This window comes from Shinella sp. GW835-FHT14H05, from assembly GCF_058793575.1.
In genome coordinates, this window is record NZ_JBXAFY010000006.1 from 276,862 (window position 1) to 295,041 (window position 18,180).

General features: G+C 63.4%; 16 protein-coding genes. 12 read left to right on the plus strand and 4 right to left on the minus strand.

Annotation, left to right across the window (positions count from 1 at the left end):
• The first annotated feature begins 104 nt into the window (after positions 1 to 104).
• The 4 genes from AC1Q6Z_RS19980 to AC1Q6Z_RS19995 all read left to right on the plus strand — a co-directional run bounded on the left by AC1Q6Z_RS19980 (position 105) and on the right by AC1Q6Z_RS19995 (position 2,823).
• Positions 105 to 542 carry a CoA-binding protein gene (locus tag AC1Q6Z_RS19980; RefSeq protein ID WP_439628171.1) on the plus strand — a complete coding sequence of 146 codons (438 nt, stop codon included), beginning with the start codon at positions 105 to 107 and terminating at the stop codon, positions 540 to 542.
• A gap of 68 nt (positions 543 to 610) precedes the next feature.
• On the plus strand, positions 611 to 1,039 hold the full coding sequence (locus AC1Q6Z_RS19985; protein WP_492648992.1) for a CoA-binding protein: 429 nt from the start codon (positions 611 to 613) through the stop codon (positions 1,037 to 1,039).
• A gap of 104 nt (positions 1,040 to 1,143) precedes the next feature.
• Positions 1,144 to 2,427, plus strand: a complete 1,284-nt coding sequence (locus tag AC1Q6Z_RS19990) for an O-acetylhomoserine aminocarboxypropyltransferase (RefSeq protein WP_492648993.1) — start codon at positions 1,144 to 1,146, stop codon at positions 2,425 to 2,427.
• Between the two features lie 51 nt (positions 2,428 to 2,478).
• Positions 2,479 to 2,823: a cupin domain-containing protein gene (locus AC1Q6Z_RS19995; protein ID WP_492648994.1), complete on the plus strand. Its 345-nt coding sequence runs from the start codon at positions 2,479 to 2,481 to the stop codon at positions 2,821 to 2,823.
• Here AC1Q6Z_RS19995 and AC1Q6Z_RS20000 read toward each other — a convergent pair.
• The gene (locus tag AC1Q6Z_RS20000) at positions 2,820 to 3,299 is read right to left on the minus strand and encodes a MarR family winged helix-turn-helix transcriptional regulator (RefSeq protein WP_492648995.1); all 480 of its coding nucleotides are present in this window, start codon (positions 3,297 to 3,299) and stop codon (positions 2,820 to 2,822) included. The two genes, AC1Q6Z_RS19995 and AC1Q6Z_RS20000, sit on opposite strands and share 4 nt — an antisense overlap.
• A gap of 108 nt (positions 3,300 to 3,407) precedes the next feature.
• Between AC1Q6Z_RS20000 and AC1Q6Z_RS20005 the strand changes: the two genes are divergently transcribed.
• Entirely contained in the window at positions 3,408 to 4,208 is an 801-nt protein-coding gene (locus tag AC1Q6Z_RS20005; protein ID WP_492648996.1) for an SDR family NAD(P)-dependent oxidoreductase, read from the plus strand.
• Positions 4,209 to 4,356: 148 nt separating this feature from the next.
• Here the strand turns inward: AC1Q6Z_RS20005 and AC1Q6Z_RS20010 are convergent, their stop codons facing one another.
• On the minus strand, positions 4,357 to 5,607 hold the full coding sequence (locus AC1Q6Z_RS20010) for a cytochrome P450 (protein WP_492648997.1): 1,251 nt from the start codon (positions 5,605 to 5,607) through the stop codon (positions 4,357 to 4,359).
• A gap of 63 nt (positions 5,608 to 5,670) precedes the next feature.
• Positions 5,671 to 7,425, minus strand: coding sequence for a gamma-glutamyltransferase (ggt, locus tag AC1Q6Z_RS20015; protein ID WP_492648998.1), 1,755 nt, complete (start codon positions 7,423 to 7,425; stop codon positions 5,671 to 5,673).
• A 273-nt stretch (positions 7,426 to 7,698) separates the two neighbouring features.
• On the opposite strand from ggt, the gene AC1Q6Z_RS20020 reads away from it, so the two are divergent.
• The 6 genes from AC1Q6Z_RS20020 (at position 7,699) to AC1Q6Z_RS20045 (ending at position 16,070) form a co-directional block, all read left to right on the plus strand.
• Positions 7,699 to 8,331, plus strand: coding sequence for an ATP-dependent Clp protease proteolytic subunit (locus AC1Q6Z_RS20020; protein WP_256118944.1), 633 nt, complete (start codon positions 7,699 to 7,701; stop codon positions 8,329 to 8,331).
• A gap of 25 nt (positions 8,332 to 8,356) precedes the next feature.
• The gene (locus AC1Q6Z_RS20025) at positions 8,357 to 8,722 is read left to right on the plus strand and encodes an MmcQ/YjbR family DNA-binding protein (RefSeq protein WP_256118945.1); all 366 of its coding nucleotides are present in this window, start codon (positions 8,357 to 8,359) and stop codon (positions 8,720 to 8,722) included.
• Between the two features lie 264 nt (positions 8,723 to 8,986).
• Entirely contained in the window at positions 8,987 to 10,264 is a 1,278-nt protein-coding gene (gene clpX / locus AC1Q6Z_RS20030) for an ATP-dependent Clp protease ATP-binding subunit ClpX (RefSeq protein ID WP_256118946.1), read from the plus strand.
• 416 nt (positions 10,265 to 10,680) lie between these two features.
• The gene (gene lon, locus AC1Q6Z_RS20035) at positions 10,681 to 13,104 is read left to right on the plus strand and encodes an endopeptidase La (protein ID WP_435265273.1); all 2,424 of its coding nucleotides are present in this window, start codon (positions 10,681 to 10,683) and stop codon (positions 13,102 to 13,104) included.
• A gap of 204 nt (positions 13,105 to 13,308) precedes the next feature.
• A complete protein-coding gene (gene hupB, locus AC1Q6Z_RS20040) occupies positions 13,309 to 13,584 on the plus strand; it encodes a DNA-binding protein HupB (protein ID WP_023516583.1) in 276 nt (91 codons plus the stop codon).
• Positions 13,585 to 13,874: 290 nt separating this feature from the next.
• The gene (locus tag AC1Q6Z_RS20045) at positions 13,875 to 16,070 is read left to right on the plus strand and encodes an esterase-like activity of phytase family protein (protein WP_492648999.1); all 2,196 of its coding nucleotides are present in this window, start codon (positions 13,875 to 13,877) and stop codon (positions 16,068 to 16,070) included.
• A 118-nt stretch (positions 16,071 to 16,188) separates the two neighbouring features.
• Here AC1Q6Z_RS20045 and AC1Q6Z_RS20050 read toward each other — a convergent pair whose 3' ends face one another.
• Positions 16,189 to 16,650 carry a MarR family winged helix-turn-helix transcriptional regulator gene (locus AC1Q6Z_RS20050; RefSeq protein ID WP_256118949.1) on the minus strand — a complete coding sequence of 154 codons (462 nt, stop codon included), beginning with the start codon at positions 16,648 to 16,650 and terminating at the stop codon, positions 16,189 to 16,191.
• A gap of 259 nt (positions 16,651 to 16,909) precedes the next feature.
• Between AC1Q6Z_RS20050 and AC1Q6Z_RS20055 the strand changes: the two genes are divergently transcribed.
• A complete protein-coding gene (locus AC1Q6Z_RS20055) occupies positions 16,910 to 18,178 on the plus strand; it encodes a metallophosphoesterase family protein (RefSeq protein ID WP_492649000.1) in 1,269 nt (422 codons plus the stop codon).
• Positions 18,179 to 18,180: the final 2 nt, after the last annotated feature.

Genomic DNA, 18,180 nt, shown 5'->3' on the forward strand with positions numbered 1-18,180 from the left:
GGCTTTTGCGGGCAGCCGCCCGGTCGTCTTCTTTAAGGTTCTGCGCTAATATCTGTAATTGGAAGACGTGTGAGAGACGGTCGCCAACGCCGGAGGAGGCAGCGATGAACCACGATCACTATGCCGATAGCTATATCCGCCATATCCTCAAATCCGTGCACACCATCGCCGTGCTGGGTGCCTCGCCGAACGACGGCCGGCCGAGCCATGGCGTGATGGGCTTCCTGCTCGGCAAGGGCTATCGCGTCTTCCCGGTGAACCCCGGCCATGCCGGCAAAACCATCCTCGGCCAGACCGTCTACGCCCATCTCGCCGATATCCCCGAGCCGATCGACATGGTCGACGTTTTTCGCGCGGCCAGCCAGTTCGGGACGGTGGTTGACGAGGTGCTGGCGCTCCGCCCGCTGCCCGCGGTCATCTGGGGCCAGTTCACCGTGCGCGACGATGCGGCGGCAGCGCGTGCGGAGGCCGCCGGCATCCAGGTCGTCATGGATCGTTGCCCGGTGACGGAATATCCGGTGCTGATGCTCAAGGCATCCTGACGGTTGTCAATAATATTGACTTCACGCAGCGTTACCCCAATTCTCCCCCGAGAAGACGGGATAACGCCATGAATCATGATTCCTATCCGGACTATTACATCGCCGACATCCTGCGCTCGACCAAGCTGATCGCGCTCGTCGGCGCCTCGCCGAACCCGGAGCGGCCGAGCCATCGGGTGATGGCCTTCCTGCTGCGCAAGGGCTATCGCGTCATCCCGGTCAATCCCGGCCAGGCCGGCAAGGAAATTCTCGGCCAGCCCGTCGTCGCCCGCCTTGCCGACATCGTCGAGCCGATCGACATGATCGACGTTTTTCGCGCGGCCGATGCGCTGCCGTCGGTCGTCGAGGAGGCCCTGGCGCTTTCTTCTCTGCCGAAAGTCATCTGGGGTCAGCTTTCCGTGCGCCATGATGAGGCCGCCGCCACGGCGGAAGCTTCGGGCATCAAGGTGGTGATGGATCGCTGCCCGGCGATCGAATATCCGCGCCTCGTCGCGTGAAATTTTCGGGGCGCAAAACCGATCGTCGCACCGGAAATTCTTTCTTTGACCGGCCCCTATCCCTCTGAAATAGTGCGCCCGACTTCAGCCAGGGAGGCCATTTCATGACGAAGAACAAGCCCGGATTTTCCACGCTCGCCATCCACGCCGGCGCCCAGCCGGACCCGACGACGGGTGCCCGCGCGACGCCGATCTACCAGACGACCAGCTTCGTCTTCAACGATACGGACCACGCCGCCTCGCTCTTCGGCCTGCAGGCCTTCGGCAACATCTACACCCGCATCATGAACCCGACGCAGGCCGTGCTCGAAGAGCGCGTGGCAGCACTCGAAGGTGGCACGGCGGCGCTGGCCGTCGCCTCCGGCCATGCCGCGCAGCTCCTCGTCTTCCACACGATCATGCGCCCCGGCGACAATTTCATCTCGGCCCGCCAGCTCTATGGCGGCTCGGTCAACCAGTTCGGCAATGCCTTCAAGAGCTTCGACTGGCATGTGCGCTGGGCCGATACGAGCGACCTTTCCTCCTTCGAAAGCCAGATCGACGACAAGACCAAGGCGATCTTCATCGAGAGCCTGGCGAACCCCGGCGGCACCTTCGTCGATATCGCCGGCATCGCGGAAGTGGCGCACCGCCACGGCCTGCCGCTCATCGTCGACAACACCATGGCGACGCCTTATCTCGTGCGCCCGCTGGAGCACGGCGCCGACATCGTCGTGCATTCGCTGACCAAGTTCATGGGCGGCCACGGCAATTCCATGGGCGGCGTCATCGTCGATGGCGGCACCTTCGACTGGACGGCCTCGGGCAAATATCCGGCGCTTTCCGAGCCACGCCCGGAATATGCCGGCATGGTGCTGCACGCGACCTTCGGCAATTTCGCCTTCGCCATCGCCTGCCGCGTGCTTGGCCTGCGTGATTTCGGCCCCGCCATCTCGCCGTTCAACGCCTTCCAGATCCTGACCGGCATCGAGACCCTGCCGCTGCGCATGCAGCGCCATTGCGACAATGCGCTCGCCGTCGCCAAATGGCTGAAGGGTCACGAGAAAATCTCCTGGGTCACCTATGCCGGCCTGGACGACGACCCGAACCACGGCGTGCAGCAGCGCTATTCGCCGAAGGGCGCGGGCGCCGTCTTCACCTTCGGCCTGAAGGGCGGTTACGAGTCGGGCAAACGCTTCGTCGAAGGCCTAGAAATGCTCTCGCACCTCGCCAATATCGGCGACACGCGCTCGCTCGTCATCCACCCATCCTCCACGACGCACCGCCAGCTTTCGGAAGAGCAGCAGGTTGCGGCCGGCGCCGGGCCGGATGTCGTTCGCCTATCGATCGGCATCGAGGATGTCGCCGACATCATCGCGGATATCGAACAGGCGCTGGCGAAAGCCTGATTTTCCCGGGCGGTCTTCCAGGCCGCCCGCATTCCTTCCCAAGGAGCAAGCATGAGCAACGCGCAACCCTTCGACATTTCCGGCATCGAACCGGAAGAGGGCCGGCCGGCCGCGGACCGGCTGATTTCGGGCGATCCGGTCTTCACGAGCTGGAACATCGAGGAGGCCGAGGGCGGCATCTATTCCGGCATCTGGCAATCGACGCCGGGAAAATGGCGCATCCAGTACGACGAGTGGGAATATTTCCACATCCTCGAAGGCCGTTCGATCGTCACCTCCGACGACGGCGAGACCTTCCACCTCAAGGCCGGCGACCGGCTGATCCTCAGGCCCGGCTTCAAGGGAAGCTGGGAAGTCGTTGAAACGACTCGCAAGGACTACGTCATCCGCCTCTAATCGTCGGATCCCGGTTTCGCCGCCCGAAAGGCCTTGGCGAAGTCGGGCGTCGAGATAAGCCCGAGCAGGCTGCGCATCTCGGCCGAACGCTCGGCGCCGAACACGGCGTCGAAGCGCCCCTGCGCGTCGCGCCAGAGCGCCAGCGCCTCTTCTTGTTTGCGCGCCCCAAGCGGCGTCAGCCGCGCGCGCTTCACGCGCCCGTCGCGCTCGTCGGGGATGAGTTCTACCAGCCCATCACGCGTCAACGGCTTCAGCGTGTGGCCGAGGGCCGAGAGGTCCATCACCAGCCCCTCCGCCAGCGGCTTCAGGGGTGTGCCGTCCTTGCCGGCAAGCGCGATCTGCGACATCAGCGAGAACTGCGTGCCCTTCAGCCCGCTCGGTTCGATCAGGTCGTCATAGAGCTGGCCGAGTTGCCGCGCGGCACGACGGATCGCGCTGTTCGTGCAGTGCTGCCAGACGCCGTCGGTTTCGCTCATCTCTCACCTCGCTCATCTCTCGATAAAAATCGCGCGGGCCTATTGCAAGCCCGGATAGCGCTCCCAATATAGTGGCATATACCACTGAATTCAAACCGGAGACCTGACATGACCCGCACGACGAACCTTGGAACCGCTATCGTCACCGGCGCATCCGCCGGTATCGGCGCCACCTACGCCGATCGTCTCGCCCGCCGCGGCTACGACCTCGTGCTCGTCGCCCGTGATGAAGCGCGGCTTGCGGCGCTTGCCGAAAAGCTGAAGGCAGACCATGGCGTTGCCGTCGACGTGCTGCGCGCCGATCTCTCCGCCTCTGCGGATGTCCGCACCGTCGAACGCCGCATCCGCGATGACGCGGCGATCACGCTCCTCGTCAACAATGCCGGCATCGGCCCGAAGGGTGCGCTGCTCGCCGATGACATCGACTATCTCGACACGATGATCGCGCTGAACGTGACTGCCGCCAACCGCCTCGCCGTGGCCGCAGCCCAGGCCTTCGTGGCGCGCAAGAAGGGCACGATCGTCAATATCGCCTCTGCCGTCGCCATCATCCCGGAACTGTTCAACGGCACCTATAGCGGCACCAAGTCCTTCGTGCTCGCCTTCACCCAGTCGCTCGCCCGCGAGCTGGACGGTACCGGCGTACGCCTGCAGGCCGTGCTGCCGGGCCTGACGCGGACGGAAATCTTCGACCGGGCAGGGGGTTCCGTCGAGGCGCTCGACCAGAGCCGGGTCATGGACGTCGCCGATCTGGTCGATGCCGCGCTCGCCGGCCTCGACCAGGGCGAACTCGTCAGCATCCCCTCGCTGCCGGAAAAGGCGGACTGGGAAAAGCACGAAACCGCGCGCCAGGCGCTCGGCCCGAACATCTCCCACAACAAGCCCGCCACGCGCTACGCGGCCGCCTAGGACCGATCGGCATTCAGCCCATGCCGGCCTGCAAATGGCGATTTTCCGCGCTTCCGGTGCTCACGTACCGAAAGTACGCTGCGCTCCGGATCACCGAAATTCACCATTTTCGGCACGGCCTGAACTGAATGTCGATCGGTCCTGAGCCTCACCAGGTCAGGTCCAGCGCCTCCAGCCCGTGGAAATGGTAAACATCCTTGACCACGGGCTTTTGCGCGACCTTCAGCCCCGGCAGGCGCTGGAACAGGATCGGCAGGGCGATATTGAGCTCCAGCCTTGCCAGCGGGGCGCCGATGCAGAAATGGATGCCGGCGCCGAAGGAGAGGTTCGCGCCCTCGTTGCGATCCGGCCTGAAGGCGAGCGGATCGGAAAACTTCTTCGGATCGAGATTGGCGGCGGCGAGGATCATCGCCACCTTGTCGCCGCGGCGGAACTGGATGCCGTCGAGCTCGACATCCTCCAGCGCGAAACGATCGAAGATATGCACCGGCGCGGAAATGCGCAGGCATTCCTCCACCGTGCGCTCCGTCGCCGTCTCGTCCGCGAAGATCACGGACGGGTCGGCGCCGTTTTCGAGGATGCTGCGCACGGCATTGCCGATCTGGTGCACCGTCGCCTCATGTCCGGCATTGAGCAGCACGATGGTCGTCGAGATCAGCTCGTCTTCGGTGAGCAGCTGGCCGCGGTGCTCCGTGTGCACCATGTGCGAGAGCAGGTCGTCGCGCGGCTCCGCCCGGCGCTCGGCGATGACGCCGCGCACATAGTCGGAGAATTCCTTCGCCGCCCTGTCGGCCGCGACCTCGTCGTTCTGCGTGCGGCCGAACATGTACATGCGCACATAGGCATGCGACCATTTCAGGAGCTGCGGCCCCATCTCGTCCGGAATGCCGATCATGCGGGCGATCATCGTCACCGGCAGGATATCGGCGAAGGCGGCGAGCAACTCGACCTTGCCATCCTTCTGGAAACGATCGATCGCCTGGTGGCAGAGTGCCGTAATCTCCGGCGTCAGCCGCTCGATCGTGCGCGAAACGAAGGCGCGGTTGACGAGTGTGCGCAGCCGCGTGTGCTCCGGCGGTTCCAGCTCCAACAGCGACCACGCCTCCGCCGCATCGAAATGCCTCACATGATCCTGCGGCTCCGGCAGTCCCAGCTCTTCGCGCGTCGCCACATGCAGGATCTGCCGCCCGAACCGGCGGTCGCGTAAAAGCCCGTTCACATGGTCATAGCCGGTGAAATACCAGCGTTTCCGCTCTTCCCAGTAGAAGGTGGGACAGTGCGCATGCAGCGCGGCATAGACGGGATTCGGATCACGGTAGAAATCCGGATTGCGCGCGTCGAGCGAGACGCGGCGGCTGGCGGGATCGATGGAGAGAAAGGGGAAGGGGCGCGTTGTCATGGGAATGACCTAGCGGATTTCGCCGCGCCGTAAAAGCGCGACGATCCGCGGTCAACAGCCGCATCATTTCCCGATTGCAACACCCTCGCGCCGCGGATCGGCCGCGCCTTTCAGGCCGTCGGCGGTGAGTTCGATGGCGTGGAGGCCGGAGTTCATGTCGCCGATCTTGACCTCGTAGCCGAGGGCTTTCAGCGGTTCGGCGAGTTTTTCGGCGTCGGTGCCGGCTTCGAGGTCGTAGAGGCCGAAGCGGTTGATGGCGTGTGGCATGGCGACGATGGCGCCGACATCCATGCCCCAGTCGATATAGGCGACGAGCGCCTGCGCGACATAGCCGATGATCTGGCTGCCGCCGGGCGAGCCGATGGCGAGAAGCGGCTTGCCGTCCTTCATGACGATGGTCGGCGACATGGAGGAGCGGGGGCGTTTGCCGGGCTCGACGCGGTTGGCGACGGGCATGCCCTCGTCATGGGTCTTGAAGGAGAAGTCGGTCAGCTCGTTGTTGAGCAGGAAGCCGTTGGTCATCAGGCGGGAGCCGAAACCGTTTTCGATGGTCGTGGTCATCGAGACGACGTTGCCGTCCTTGTCGACGATGACGAAATGGCTAGTGGAGGGCAGTTCGATTGCGGCGTCGCGGCCGAAGTTGAAGGCGTGGTCCCATTCCGGCTTGCCGGATGTCACGGCATCCTCGCCCAGCGCCTTCTCGCCGTCGAGCAGCTTGGCCCGTTCGCCGAGATAGGTTTTTTCGAGAAGGCCCTTGATTGGCGAAGGCACGAAATCGGTGTCGGCAAGAAAGCGTTCCCGGTCGGCGAAGGCGAGGCGCTGGGCATCGCCGATCAGCCGCCAGCTTTCCGGATTGTCCTTGCCGAGCGCCTTGAGGTCGAAATTCTCCAGCAGGCCGAGCATCTGGCCGATGGCGACCGCGCCGGAGGAGGGTGGTCCCATGCCGCAGATGTCGAGCGCGCGGTAGGTGATGCAGACCGGCCGCCGTTCCTTGACCTGATAGTTGGCAAGGTCGGCGAGCGCCAAAACGCCGGCATTCTTGCCGGACATGCGCACCGTGTCGACGATCGCCTCGGCGATGGCGCCGGTATAGAAGGCGGGCGCTCCGCCTGCCGCGATGGCGGAGAGCGTTTCGGCATAGGCCGGGTTTTTCAGGATCGTGCCGGCCTTCAGCGGCGCGCCGTCGGCGCCGAAGAAATAGGACGTCGTCGATTCGAAGGTTTTCAGCTTGTCGCCTTCCGCGGCGATCAGGCTGGCGAGGCGCGGCGAGACGGCAAAGCCGTCGCGGGCGATCTTTTCGGCCGGGGCGAAGAGATCCTTCCAGGGCGTGCGGCCCCAGCGGTTGTGCGCCTCCTGCATCAGCATGACGGTGCCGGGCGTGCCGACCGAGCGGCCGCCGACGACGGCATCGAAGAATTTGAGGGGCTGGCCCGTCTCATCCAGGAAGAGTTTTGGCGTCGCCTCCATCGGCGCCGTCTCGCGGCCGTCGAGCGTGGTGATGCGCTTCGTGCCGGCGTCGTAATAGACGAGGAAGGCGCCGCCGCCGAGGCCGGAGGATTGCGGCTCGACGAGGCCGAGCACCGTCTGGACGGCGATCATGGCGTCGATGGCGCTGCCGCCGGCGGCAAGGACCTTTTCGCCGGCCTCCGCCGCGAGCGGATGCGCGGCGGCCACCATATGCGCCTTGGCGGTCACGACCTTGGCTGCGGAAAAGCCGGTCGCGCGCTCCGGCGAGATCGTGTCGGAGGCCTGCTGGGCGAATGCGCCGGCGGCGGTTGCAAGAAGGAGCCCGAGGGCTGCGATAGATCGTGTCGTCATGACTGTCTCCATCCGTCGGAATACGGGCGCAGGGCGCCGGGAAATGCGGGCAGGGTGATGGGACGGATTCATCCTTCCTTCACCCTGTCGGCGCTGCACCTGTGGAAATCGCTTTCCTGCGTCGCGCCAGTTAACCCCATTCTGGCATAGAGCGCCGCAAAACGCGCGTCCGTCTTGAAGTCAGATACCCTGACACTCTATGTAGGGAAGAAGAAACTTGCTGATTCCCAACGTTTGCGAAGGGTTTCAGGGCCACACCGATGAAGGATTGATATGAGAAATCCCGTAGATACCGCCATGGCTCTGGTGCCGATGGTCGTCGAGCAGACCAACCGCGGCGAGCGTTCCTACGACATTTATTCGCGTCTCCTCAAGGAGCGTATCATCTTCCTGACGGGTCCCGTCGAAGATCACATCGCCACGCTCGTCTGCGCGCAGCTCCTCTTCCTCGAGGCCGAAAACCCGAAGAAGGAGATCGCGCTCTACATCAATTCGCCGGGCGGCGTCGTCACGTCCGGCATGGCGATCTACGATACGATGCAGTTCATTCGCCCGGCCGTGTCGACGCTCTGCATCGGCCAGGCCGCGTCCATGGGCTCGCTGCTTCTGGCCGCCGGCCACAAGGACATGCGCTTCGCCACGCCGAACGCCCGCATCATGGTTCACCAGCCTTCCGGCGGCTTCTCCGGCCAGGCGTCCGACATCGAGCGCCATGCAAAAGACATCATCAAGATGAAGCGTCGGCTGAATGAGATTTACGTCAAGCACTGCGGCCGCACCTATGAGGAAGTGGAACGGACGCTCGACCGCGACCATTTCATGACGGCCGACGAGGCGAAGGACTGGGGTGTGGTCGACCGCGTCATCACCAGTCGCGAGGCAATCGAGGGCGTGGACGCGTCGTAATATCGGGGTCGGGGCAGCGCGACCCATGACGCTCGACGAATACAACGCCTTTTGCGCTTCGCTCCCGGCCACGACCCATGTCGTGCAATGGGGCGGGGCGCATGTCTGGAAGGTCGGTGGCAAGGTTTTCGCCATCGCCGGATGGAGCGAGGCGGAACTGCCGGGGGTCACGTTCAAGGTGTCGGAGCTCGCCTTCGATATCCTGCGCGAGCAGCCCGGATGCCGGCCCGCGCCGTATCTCGCCTCACGGGGCATGAAGTGGATACAGCGGCAAACGGGCGAATCAGTGGACGACGCGGCCTTGTGTGACTATCTAAGGGAAAGTCACGGTTTGGTTGCGGCCAAGTTGACGCGCAAGGCGCGCGCAGATCTTGGCTTAATGCGCGGATGAACGCAATCGTGCGATTTGTAATGATCGCGGGGCTTTATCCGCGCAGCAAAGCCGGTAATATTGGCCGTTAATGCTATGTTGATTTGTGACAGCTTAGCATTCGGTGTTTAAACGGGGAATGCGTTGCGACCGGTTGGCGGGCTTGCGTCCGGCCCGGTCAGTGCCCCTGGAGCCTTTGGAGGACGCGAAAGCGCTTCCGGCAAGGCGGTGTGAGTGGTCCGGCCATCTTCCGGGAGATGAACGGCGTGCTGGAAGGAAAGTGATATGAGCAAGGTCAGCGGCAGCAACGGCGGCGACTCCAAGAATACCCTGTATTGCTCTTTCTGCGGAAAGAGCCAGCACGAAGTCCGCAAGCTGATTGCCGGACCGACCGTCTTCATCTGCGATGAATGCGTCGAATTGTGCATGGACATCATCCGCGAAGAGAACAAGACCTCGATGGTCAAGTCCCGTGACGGCGTTCCGACGCCCCAGGACATCATCAAGGTCCTCGACGAATATGTCATCGGCCAGCAGCAGGCCAAACGCATCCTGTCGGTGGCGGTGCACAACCACTACAAGCGCCTAGCGCATGCCGCCAAGGGCTCGGACGTGGAACTGGCGAAGTCGAACATCATGCTGGTCGGCCCGACGGGCTGCGGCAAGACCTATCTCGCCCAGACGCTCGCCCGCATCATCGACGTGCCCTTCACCATGGCCGACGCCACGACGCTGACCGAAGCCGGTTACGTCGGCGAGGACGTGGAAAACATCATCCTGAAGCTTCTTCAGGCGGCCGACTACAATGTCGAGCGTGCGCAGCGCGGCATCGTCTATATCGACGAAGTCGACAAGATCTCGCGCAAGTCCGACAACCCGTCCATCACCCGTGACGTTTCGGGCGAGGGCGTGCAGCAGGCGCTTCTGAAGATCATGGAAGGCACGGTCGCCTCGGTTCCCCCGCAGGGTGGCCGCAAGCATCCCCAGCAGGAATTCCTGCAGGTCGACACGACGAACATCCTGTTCATCTGCGGCGGCGCCTTTGCCGGCCTCGACAAGATCATCTCCGCCCGTGGCGAGAAGACCTCGATCGGCTTCGGCGCCACGGTGCGCTCGCCGGAAGATCGCCGCGTCGGCGAGGTTCTGCGCGAGTTGGAGCCGGAAGACCTGGTGAAGTTCGGCCTCATCCCGGAATTCATCGGCCGTCTGCCGGTTCTGGCGACGCTCGAAGACCTCGACGAGGATGCGCTGATCCAGATCCTGTCCGAGCCGAAGAACGCGCTGATCAAGCAGTACCAGCGCCTGTTCGAGATGGAAGACGTCGAGCTGACCTTCCACGAGGACGCGCTGCGCGAGATCGCCAAGAAGGCGATCGTGCGCAAGACCGGTGCCCGCGGCCTGCGCTCGATCATGGAAAAGATCCTGCTCGACACGATGTTCGAGCTGCCGACGCTGGAAGGCGTGCGCGAGGTCGTCATTTCCGACGAGGTGGTCAAGGGTTCGGCCCGTCCGCTCTACATCTACTCGGAGCGCTCCGACGAGAAGGCCAACGTCTCGGCCTGATCGACGCACACCACTGAGAGGAAAGACCCGCCACGGCGGGTCTTTTCGTTTCAGGGTCAACTCGTGACATTTCGTGACTGGTCGCTAGGCCCCGGACGGGGCATGATGTAGTGCCTGCCGGCCTTATAAGACGTTGCGAAACGTCGCGGGCCAAGCGAATATGAAAGACTTTGATTCTGTATCTCGCGTATGCTCCGGCGCATTGCCGGGGGAAGGCCGCAAGTTCCGCGACAGCGCGGAAGACTACACTTCCTTCCGTTGGTTCGTCTGGCCTGGTGCGGGGTGGGGCACTCCGTAGCCGGGCTTGAAAAAGCGTTAACCGAACGCCACTTGTGGATGGAAAAGAACGCCGGCCCGGCGCCCCCAAGCGCCGATTGGACCGGTTCCCGGAAACGGGACGTTTGAAAGGAAATGACATGACGAAAAAGACGTCTGCGCCGCACGAATCGACGGCCTTCCCGGTCCTGCCCCTGCGCGACATCGTGGTGTTCCCGCACATGATCGTTCCGTTGTTCGTCGGCCGCGAGAAGTCGATCCGCGCGCTCGAAGAGGTGATGGGCACCGACAAGCAGATCATGCTTGCCACCCAGATCAACGCCTCCGACGACGATCCGGAAGTCGACGCTATTTACCGCATCGGCACCGTCGCCAACGTGCTCCAGCTGCTGAAACTGCCCGACGGCACCGTCAAGGTGCTGGTCGAAGGCCGTGCGCGCGCTGAAATCGACGGCTACACCGAACGCGAAGAGTTCTACGAGGCGATGGCCCATGTGCTGGTCGAGCCCGACGAGGACCCGGTGGAAATCGAAGCGCTGTCGCGCTCGGTCGTCTCCGAGTTCGAGAACTACGTGAAGCTCAACAAGAAGATTTCGCCCGAAGTCGTCGGTGCCGCGAGCCAGATCGAGGATTACTCGAAGCTCGCCGATACCGTCGCCTCGCACCTCTCCATCAAGATCGTCGAAAAGCAGGAAATGCTCGAGACGACGAGCGTCAAGCTGCGGCTTGAAAAGGCGCTCGGCTTCATGGAAGGCGAGATCTCGGTTCTCCAGGTCGAAAAGCGCATCCGCTCGCGCGTCAAGCGCCAGATGGAGAAGACCCAGCGCGAGTATTACCTGAACGAACAGATGAAGGCGATCCAGAAGGAACTCGGCGACGGCGAGGATGGCCGCGACGAGATGGCCGAACTGGAAGAAAAGATCGCCAAGGCCAAGCTCTCCAAGGAGGCCCGCGAAAAGGCGGATGCCGAGATGAAGAAGCTGCGCCAGATGAGCCCGATGTCGGCGGAAGCCACCGTCGTGCGCAACTATCTCGACTGGCTGACCGGCATTCCGTGGAACAAGAAGTCGAAGATCAAGACCGACCTCAATGCCGCGGAAAAGATCCTCGACGAGGATCATTTCGGGCTCGACAAGGTCAAGGAGCGCATCGTCGAATATCTCGCCGTGCAGGCGCGTTCGGCCAAGATCAAAGGCCCGATCCTGTGCCTCGTCGGCCCTCCGGGCGTCGGCAAGACCTCGCTTGCGAAATCGATCGCCAAGGCGACCGGCCGCGAATACATCCGCATGGCGCTCGGCGGCGTGCGTGACGAGGCCGAGATCCGCGGTCACCGCCGCACCTATATCGGCTCGATGCCCGGCAAGGTCATCCAGTCGATGAAGAAGGCGAAGAAGTCCAACCCGCTCTTCCTGCTCGACGAAATCGACAAGATGGGCATGGATTTCCGTGGCGACCCGTCTTCGGCTCTGCTCGAGGTGCTCGATCCGGAACAGAACTCGACCTTCATGGACCACTACCTGGAAGTCGAATACGACCTGTCCAACGTCATGTTCGTAACGACGGCGAACACGCTGAACATTCCGGCGCCCCTGATGGACCGCATGGAAGTGATCCGCATCGCCGGCTACACGGAAGAGGAAAAGCTGGAAATCGCCAAGCGGCACCTGCTGCCCAAGGCGATCCGCGACCACGCGCTGCAGCCGAAGGAATTTTCGGTTACCGACGGCGCGCTGATGGCGGTCGTCCAGCAGTACACCCGCGAAGCGGGCGTGCGTAACCTGGAACGCGAACTGATGAAGCTCGGCCGCAAGGCGGTCACCGAGATCATCAAGGGCAAGTCGGCGAGGGTCGAGGTCACGGCGGAGAACATCCACGACTTCCTCGGCGTTCCGCGCTTCCGCCACGGCGAAGCCGAAGGCGAGGACCAGGTCGGCGTCGTCACGGGCCTTGCCTGGACGGAAGTCGGCGGCGAACTGCTCACCATCGAAGGCGTCAGCCTTCCCGGTGGCAAGGGCCGCATGACGGTGACCGGCAACCTGAAGGACGTGATGAAGGAATCGATCTCGGCAGCGGCGTCCTACGTCCGCTCGCGCGCCGTCGATTTCGGCATCGAGCCGCCGCGCTTCGACAAGACCGACATCCACGTGCACGTGCCGGAAGGTGCGACGCCCAAGGACGGCCCATCGGCCGGTATCGCCATGGCAACCGCCATCGTCTCCATCATGACCGGCATCCCGGTCTCGAAGGATATCGCGATGACGGGCGAGGTGACGCTACGCGGCCGGGTGCTCCCGATCGGCGGCTTGAAGGAAAAGCTGCTCGCAGCGCTTCGCGGTGGCATCAAGAAGGTGCTGATCCCGGAAGAGAACGCCAAGGACCTGGCCGACATTCCGGACAACGTGAAGAACAACATGGAGATCGTTCCGGTCTCCCGTATGGGCGAGGTGATCAAGCATGCGCTCGTTCGCCGGCCCGAGCCGATCGAGTGGGACGGGACCGTCGAGGATACCAAGGTTCCGGCTGTCGAATCGACTGAAGACGGCCTCGGCGCCATCGCGCACTGAGCCTTAACGCCGGGTGAAGTATCCGGTATTTTGGCGCGAAACTGGAAAGACCGGCCCTCGGGCCGGTCTTTTTCGTTGAAAAGCGTGTGTAAACCCCGGATTCTCAGGGGATTGCGACGAAATTTTCTTGCGAGGCGAGGGGCGATGCGTATTCTGCCCCCGACTTGTATGAGTCGTTTCAAACCGTAAGAAAGGGGTGGAAACATGAACAAGAATGAACTCGTATCCGCAGTGGCTGAGAAGTCGGGCCTGTCCAAGACGGACGCAGCATCTGCTGTCGACGCCGTTTTCGAGACGATCCAGGGCGAACTCAAGAACGGCGGCGACGTTCGTCTGGTCGGTTTCGGCAATTTCTCCGTATCGCGTCGTGAAGCTTCGAAGGGCCGCAACCTTTCGACTGGCGCCGAGATCGAGATCCCGGCACGCAACGTGCCGAAGTTCTCGGCCGGCAAGGGGCTGAAGGACGCCGTTAACGGCTGATCCGATGCCGCTGCATGATCCTCGCATCCAAACAGGTGCGGGAAGGCATGATGCGGCATCCACAGTTCTGCTGCGCCCGGGGCGCGTCCTTCGGGGCGCTTGGCGCTGCAGGGCAGAGAGCGGTTATCCACTCCGCCGCCAATCCTGAGTTTCAGGGTCGGGGCCCGGTTCTTCCGGGCCCCTTTTTATTTCCGGGTGGAGGCGTGCAGCCGTCGTCGAATTGTCATCGGCCTGTAACACGAAGGCCTCAGAACCGCCGGGTTCCTTTTGACCGGATCCCGGAGGATTTCATGAAAACCCGTTCGATCACTGCTGCGCTCGCAGCCGTCCTCGCCGCATCGGTAGCTTCTGCCGCTAGCGCCGAGCCTGTATTCAATCGCATTGCATCCTTTGCCGTTGCCGACAACCTGCCGGAAGGCAAGGACAAGGCGACGCCGACCTCTTCGGAAATCATCAGTGCGTCTGAAGATGGCAACATGCTCGTCTATTCCGACAGCCCGAACAAGGCGATCGGCTTCATCGACATCACCGATGCAAAGGCCCCTAAGGCCGGCGGCACGGTCGCCTTCGAAGGCGAGCCGACCTCCGTCACGTTCGCCGGCGGAAAGGCGCTCGTCGCCATCAACACCCGCGAAAGCTTCGTCAAGCCGTCGGGCATCCTCGCCCAGGTCGACGTCGCTTCGAAGGCCATCGACACGACCTGCGACCTCGGCGGCCAGCCGGATTCGATCGCGCTCAACAAGGACAAGACGCTCGCCGCGATCGCCATCGAGAACGAGCGCGACGAAGAGGTCAATGACGGCGACATCCCGCAGATGCCGGCTGGCGATCTCGTCATCCTGTCGCTGAAGGACGGCGTCGTCGATTGCGGCTCGATCAAGCATGTCACGCTGACCGGCCTGGCCGACGTCGCCGGTGACGACCCGGAGCCGGAATTCGTCGCCTTCAACAGCCTGGATGAGATTGCCCTCACGCTCCAGGAAAACAACTACATCGCCATCATCGACGGCAAGACCGGCACCGTAAAGACCCACTTCTCAGCCGGCACCGTCAACCTGGAAGGCATCGACACCAAGAAGGACGGCGCCCTCAAGTTCACCGGCGAGATGAAGGATGTCGCCCGCGAGCCCGACGCCGTGAAGTGGCTCGACGACAACCGCTTCGTCGTTGCCAATGAAGGCGACTGGAAGGGTGGCGCACGCGGCTTCACCATCTTCGACAAGACCGGCAAGGTTCTCTACGAGAACGGCGCAGGCCTTGAGCGCGAGATTGCCAAGATCGGCCACTATCCGGACGCGCGCAACAAGAAGGGCATCGAGCCGGAAGGCATGGAAGCCGCCAAGTTCGGCGACGACAACCTGTTCTTCGTGCTGGCCGAGCGCGCCTCGATCGTCGGCGTCTACAAGGACACCGGTGCCGAGCCCGAGCTTCTCCAGCTCCTGCCGTCGGGCATCGGTCCGGAAGGCGCCGTCGCCATTCCGAGCCGCAACCTCTTCGTGACAGCCAACGAGACCGACCTCGTCGAGGACGGCCTTGCCCGCTCGCACGTCATGATCTTCGAGCGTGCGGAAGGCGAAGCGGCCTATCCGCAGATCGTCTCCACCGAAAAGGACGGCGAACTGATCGGCTTCGGCGCTCTTTCGGGTCTCGCTCCGGTCAAGGACCAGGCTGGCCATCTCTACGCCGTCAACGACTCGGTCTACGCCTCGCAGCCGACGATCTTCACGATCGACGCCACCGCGAAGCCGGCCAAGATCACCGACGCGCTGCGCATCACGCGCGCCGGCGCTGCCGCCCAGAAGCTCGACATCGAAGGCCTGGTGCCGGATGGTGAAGGCGGCTTCTGGCTCGCTTCCGAGGGCGATGCCGACAAGCTCTACAGCCACGCCATCATCCACGTGAACGAGAAGGGCGCCATCGAGAAGGAAATCGCCATCCCCGCCGAGCTGCGCGCCGGCGAGAAGCGTTTCGGCTTCGAAGGCATCACCAGCGTCGGCGAAGGCGATGACCTGACGCTCTGGATGGCCGTGCAGCGCGAATGGGGTGATGACGAGAAGGGCTTTGTGAAGCTCGTCTCCTACAAGCCCTCGTCGAAGGAGTGGGGCGCCGTGCGCTACCCGCTCGAAACGACGGAAGCCGGCTGGGTCGGCCTTTCCGAAATCACGGCGAACGGTGACTACGCTTACATCATCGAGCGCGACAACCAGATCGGCCAGGCCGCCAAGCTGAAGAAGCTCTACCGCGTGGCGCTCGCCGACCTGAAGCCGGGCAAGATCGGCGGCGAACTGCCGGTCGTGAAGAAGGAAGAGGTTCGTGACCTCATCCCCGACCTGAAGGGTGCCACCAACGGCTACGTCGTCGACAAGGTCGAAGGCTTCACCATCGACGCCGCCGGCAACGGCTACGTCGTGACCGACAATGACGGCGTCGACGACTCCTCCGGCGAGACGCTGTTCTTCGGCATCGGCCCGATGAACGCCATGTAAGAAGCGGACTTCCGGTGCCCCCTCGTGCGGGGGAGGCACCGGACCCTGCCTGAAAGGGCAAACGAAAAGGCCGGGATCTCGCGATCCCGGCCTTTTTGGTTTGGTGTTGCCGTCCGGCTTAGCCGACGGCCTGCAAGGGGCGGATGGGCGGAGTGTCGCCGGCCTCGTGCTGGTTCCGGCTGCGCTGCAACTCGTCGGTCTTCTCGCTGAGGCAGCGGATGATTTCCTTGAGCTGCTGCTTCTGCTCTTCCGTAAGGACGGCGAAGATCGCCTCGATCATCTTGTGCTGCGGCTGCTGGGCGGCCGAAATGACGGTGCGGCCCATATCCGTAATGGAGACGATCTTGGCGCGGCGGTCCTTCGGGTCCGGCTCGCGCTTCACCAGCTTGTCACGCTCGAGCCCGTCGATTGCTTCCGTCACCGTGCGCGGTGCGAAACCGAGAGCGCAGGCAATGTCCGTCGAGCGCTGTGGGCCCTGACATTCCAGCAAAAGCAGGAACTTGCTGCGGGCGAGCGACACGCCTTCATCCATCATGCACTCATTCACCAGGCGGCTGACCTGATGGTAGAGTTTGAACATGCCCTGGGAGATTTCTATCGTGCTAGTCATGAGGTGGAATATAGGTATTATGAGGGACCATGTCAAATGATCGTGAAGTTTTTCGGATAATTTGATCATAGATATTGAACGATGACTGTAAATGCGAACGGTCAGGCAACATGCGTTTTTCGCCTCTCTTCTCTGGCTTTTTCGGGGGAGGGTGATTTCTTTCCTGCATAACCCGGCCCGCGTTGCTGCAAGCATTGACCCGAAAGAGGGCTGAGGCGATTGTCCGGCCATGCCTTTCCGCTTCATTCACACGGCCGACCTTCATCTCGATTCGCCGCTCACCTCGCTCGCTCTGCGCAATGCCGATCTCGGCGACCTCGTGCGCGGCGCGACGCGCAAGGCGCTGGAGCGCATCGTCGACCTTGCCATTTCCGAACGTGTCGATGCCGTCATCGTCGCTGGCGACCTTTATGACGGCTCGCAGACCTCCATGGCGACGGCGCTGTTCCTGATGGGGCAGATGCGGCGGCTGGAGGCGGCCGGCATCGGCGTCTTCCTCATCCGCGGCAATCACGATGCGCAGTCGCAGATCACCCGCGAATTAACCTTCCCGCCGAACGTGCACGTCTTCGACGGCCGCGGGAAGCCGGTGAAGGCCGGCGCGCTCGAAAGCGGCCGCGAAATCCATGTACACGGCGTCAGCTTCGCCCAGCCGCACGCGCCCGCCTCGCTGCTGCCGACCTTTCGCGCGCCGGTGCCGGATGCCGTCAATATCGGCCTCATGCACACCAGCCTCGCCGGTGCCAGCCGCCACGATCCCTACGCCCCGGTTGGCATCGCCGACCTTTCAGCGCACGGTTTCGACTATTGGGCGCTCGGCCATATCCACCAGCGCCGCGTGCACTTGGAAAAGCCGTGGATCGTCATGCCCGGCAATCCGCAGGGTCGCGACATAAATGAGGGCGGGCCGAAGGGCATCACACTCGCGACGATCGCCGAGGACGGCACGATCACCTGCGAGGAACACCGGGTGGCCGTCGCGGTCTTCGAGCGGCTGTCCGTCGATCTCACCGGCGTCGACGAGTGGTCCGGCATGCTCGACCGCGTCGAAACCGTACTGGGGCAGGCGAGGGCGGCCGCAGGCGGCGCCCATCTCGTCGCCCGCCTCGCGCTGACCGGCGCCACGCCGCTCGCCTGGCGCCTGCGCCGGGACGAAGACCTGATGCTCGGCGAATTGCAGAACCTTGCCGCCTCGCTCGGCGAATGCTGGATCGAGGCGGTGGAACTCGCCGTCTCCGCGCCGCGCGCGGCCGCAGGCGCCGATGCCGGCCCGCTCACCGAACTGTCGCGCCTGATGCATGAGGACGTGGTGCAGAACCATGCCTATCGCGAGGAACTGCGCGAGACGCTCGCCGACATGCTGCGCCAGCTGCCGAAGGAGGCCCGTAGCCTCTTGGCAGCGGACGAGGCGGCGGAAGAGGCGCTGCTCTCCGACCTCTCCCTGCAAGGCTCCGATGCCGTGCTCGCCCGCCTCGGCGGCGAAAACGGGAGGGTGTGAGC

What these genes read in the sequence shown, in the direction of transcription:
- AC1Q6Z_RS19980 (WP_439628171.1), top strand. Translation starts at nt 105, where the DNA reads ATGAACCACGATCACTATGCCGATAGCTATATCCGCCATATCCTCAAA.
- AC1Q6Z_RS19985 (WP_492648992.1), top strand. Translation starts at nt 611, where the DNA reads ATGAATCATGATTCCTATCCGGACTATTACATCGCCGACATCCTGCGC.
- AC1Q6Z_RS19990 (WP_492648993.1), top strand. Translation starts at nt 1,144, where the DNA reads ATGACGAAGAACAAGCCCGGATTTTCCACGCTCGCCATCCACGCCGGC.
- AC1Q6Z_RS19995 (WP_492648994.1), top strand. Translation starts at nt 2,479, where the DNA reads ATGAGCAACGCGCAACCCTTCGACATTTCCGGCATCGAACCGGAAGAG.
- AC1Q6Z_RS20000 (WP_492648995.1), bottom strand. Translation starts at nt 3,299, where the DNA reads ATGAGCGAAACCGACGGCGTCTGGCAGCACTGCACGAACAGCGCGATC.
- AC1Q6Z_RS20005 (WP_492648996.1), top strand. Translation starts at nt 3,408, where the DNA reads ATGACCCGCACGACGAACCTTGGAACCGCTATCGTCACCGGCGCATCC.
- AC1Q6Z_RS20010 (WP_492648997.1), bottom strand. Translation starts at nt 5,607, where the DNA reads ATGACAACGCGCCCCTTCCCCTTTCTCTCCATCGATCCCGCCAGCCGC.
- ggt (WP_492648998.1), bottom strand. Translation starts at nt 7,425, where the DNA reads ATGACGACACGATCTATCGCAGCCCTCGGGCTCCTTCTTGCAACCGCC.
- AC1Q6Z_RS20020 (WP_256118944.1), top strand. Translation starts at nt 7,699, where the DNA reads ATGAGAAATCCCGTAGATACCGCCATGGCTCTGGTGCCGATGGTCGTC.
- AC1Q6Z_RS20025 (WP_256118945.1), top strand. Translation starts at nt 8,357, where the DNA reads ATGACGCTCGACGAATACAACGCCTTTTGCGCTTCGCTCCCGGCCACG.
- clpX (WP_256118946.1), top strand. Translation starts at nt 8,987, where the DNA reads ATGAGCAAGGTCAGCGGCAGCAACGGCGGCGACTCCAAGAATACCCTG.
- lon (WP_435265273.1), top strand. Translation starts at nt 10,681, where the DNA reads ATGACGAAAAAGACGTCTGCGCCGCACGAATCGACGGCCTTCCCGGTC.
- hupB (WP_023516583.1), top strand. Translation starts at nt 13,309, where the DNA reads ATGAACAAGAATGAACTCGTATCCGCAGTGGCTGAGAAGTCGGGCCTG.
- AC1Q6Z_RS20045 (WP_492648999.1), top strand. Translation starts at nt 13,875, where the DNA reads ATGAAAACCCGTTCGATCACTGCTGCGCTCGCAGCCGTCCTCGCCGCA.
- AC1Q6Z_RS20050 (WP_256118949.1), bottom strand. Translation starts at nt 16,650, where the DNA reads ATGTTCAAACTCTACCATCAGGTCAGCCGCCTGGTGAATGAGTGCATG.
- AC1Q6Z_RS20055 (WP_492649000.1), top strand. Translation starts at nt 16,910, where the DNA reads ATGCCTTTCCGCTTCATTCACACGGCCGACCTTCATCTCGATTCGCCG.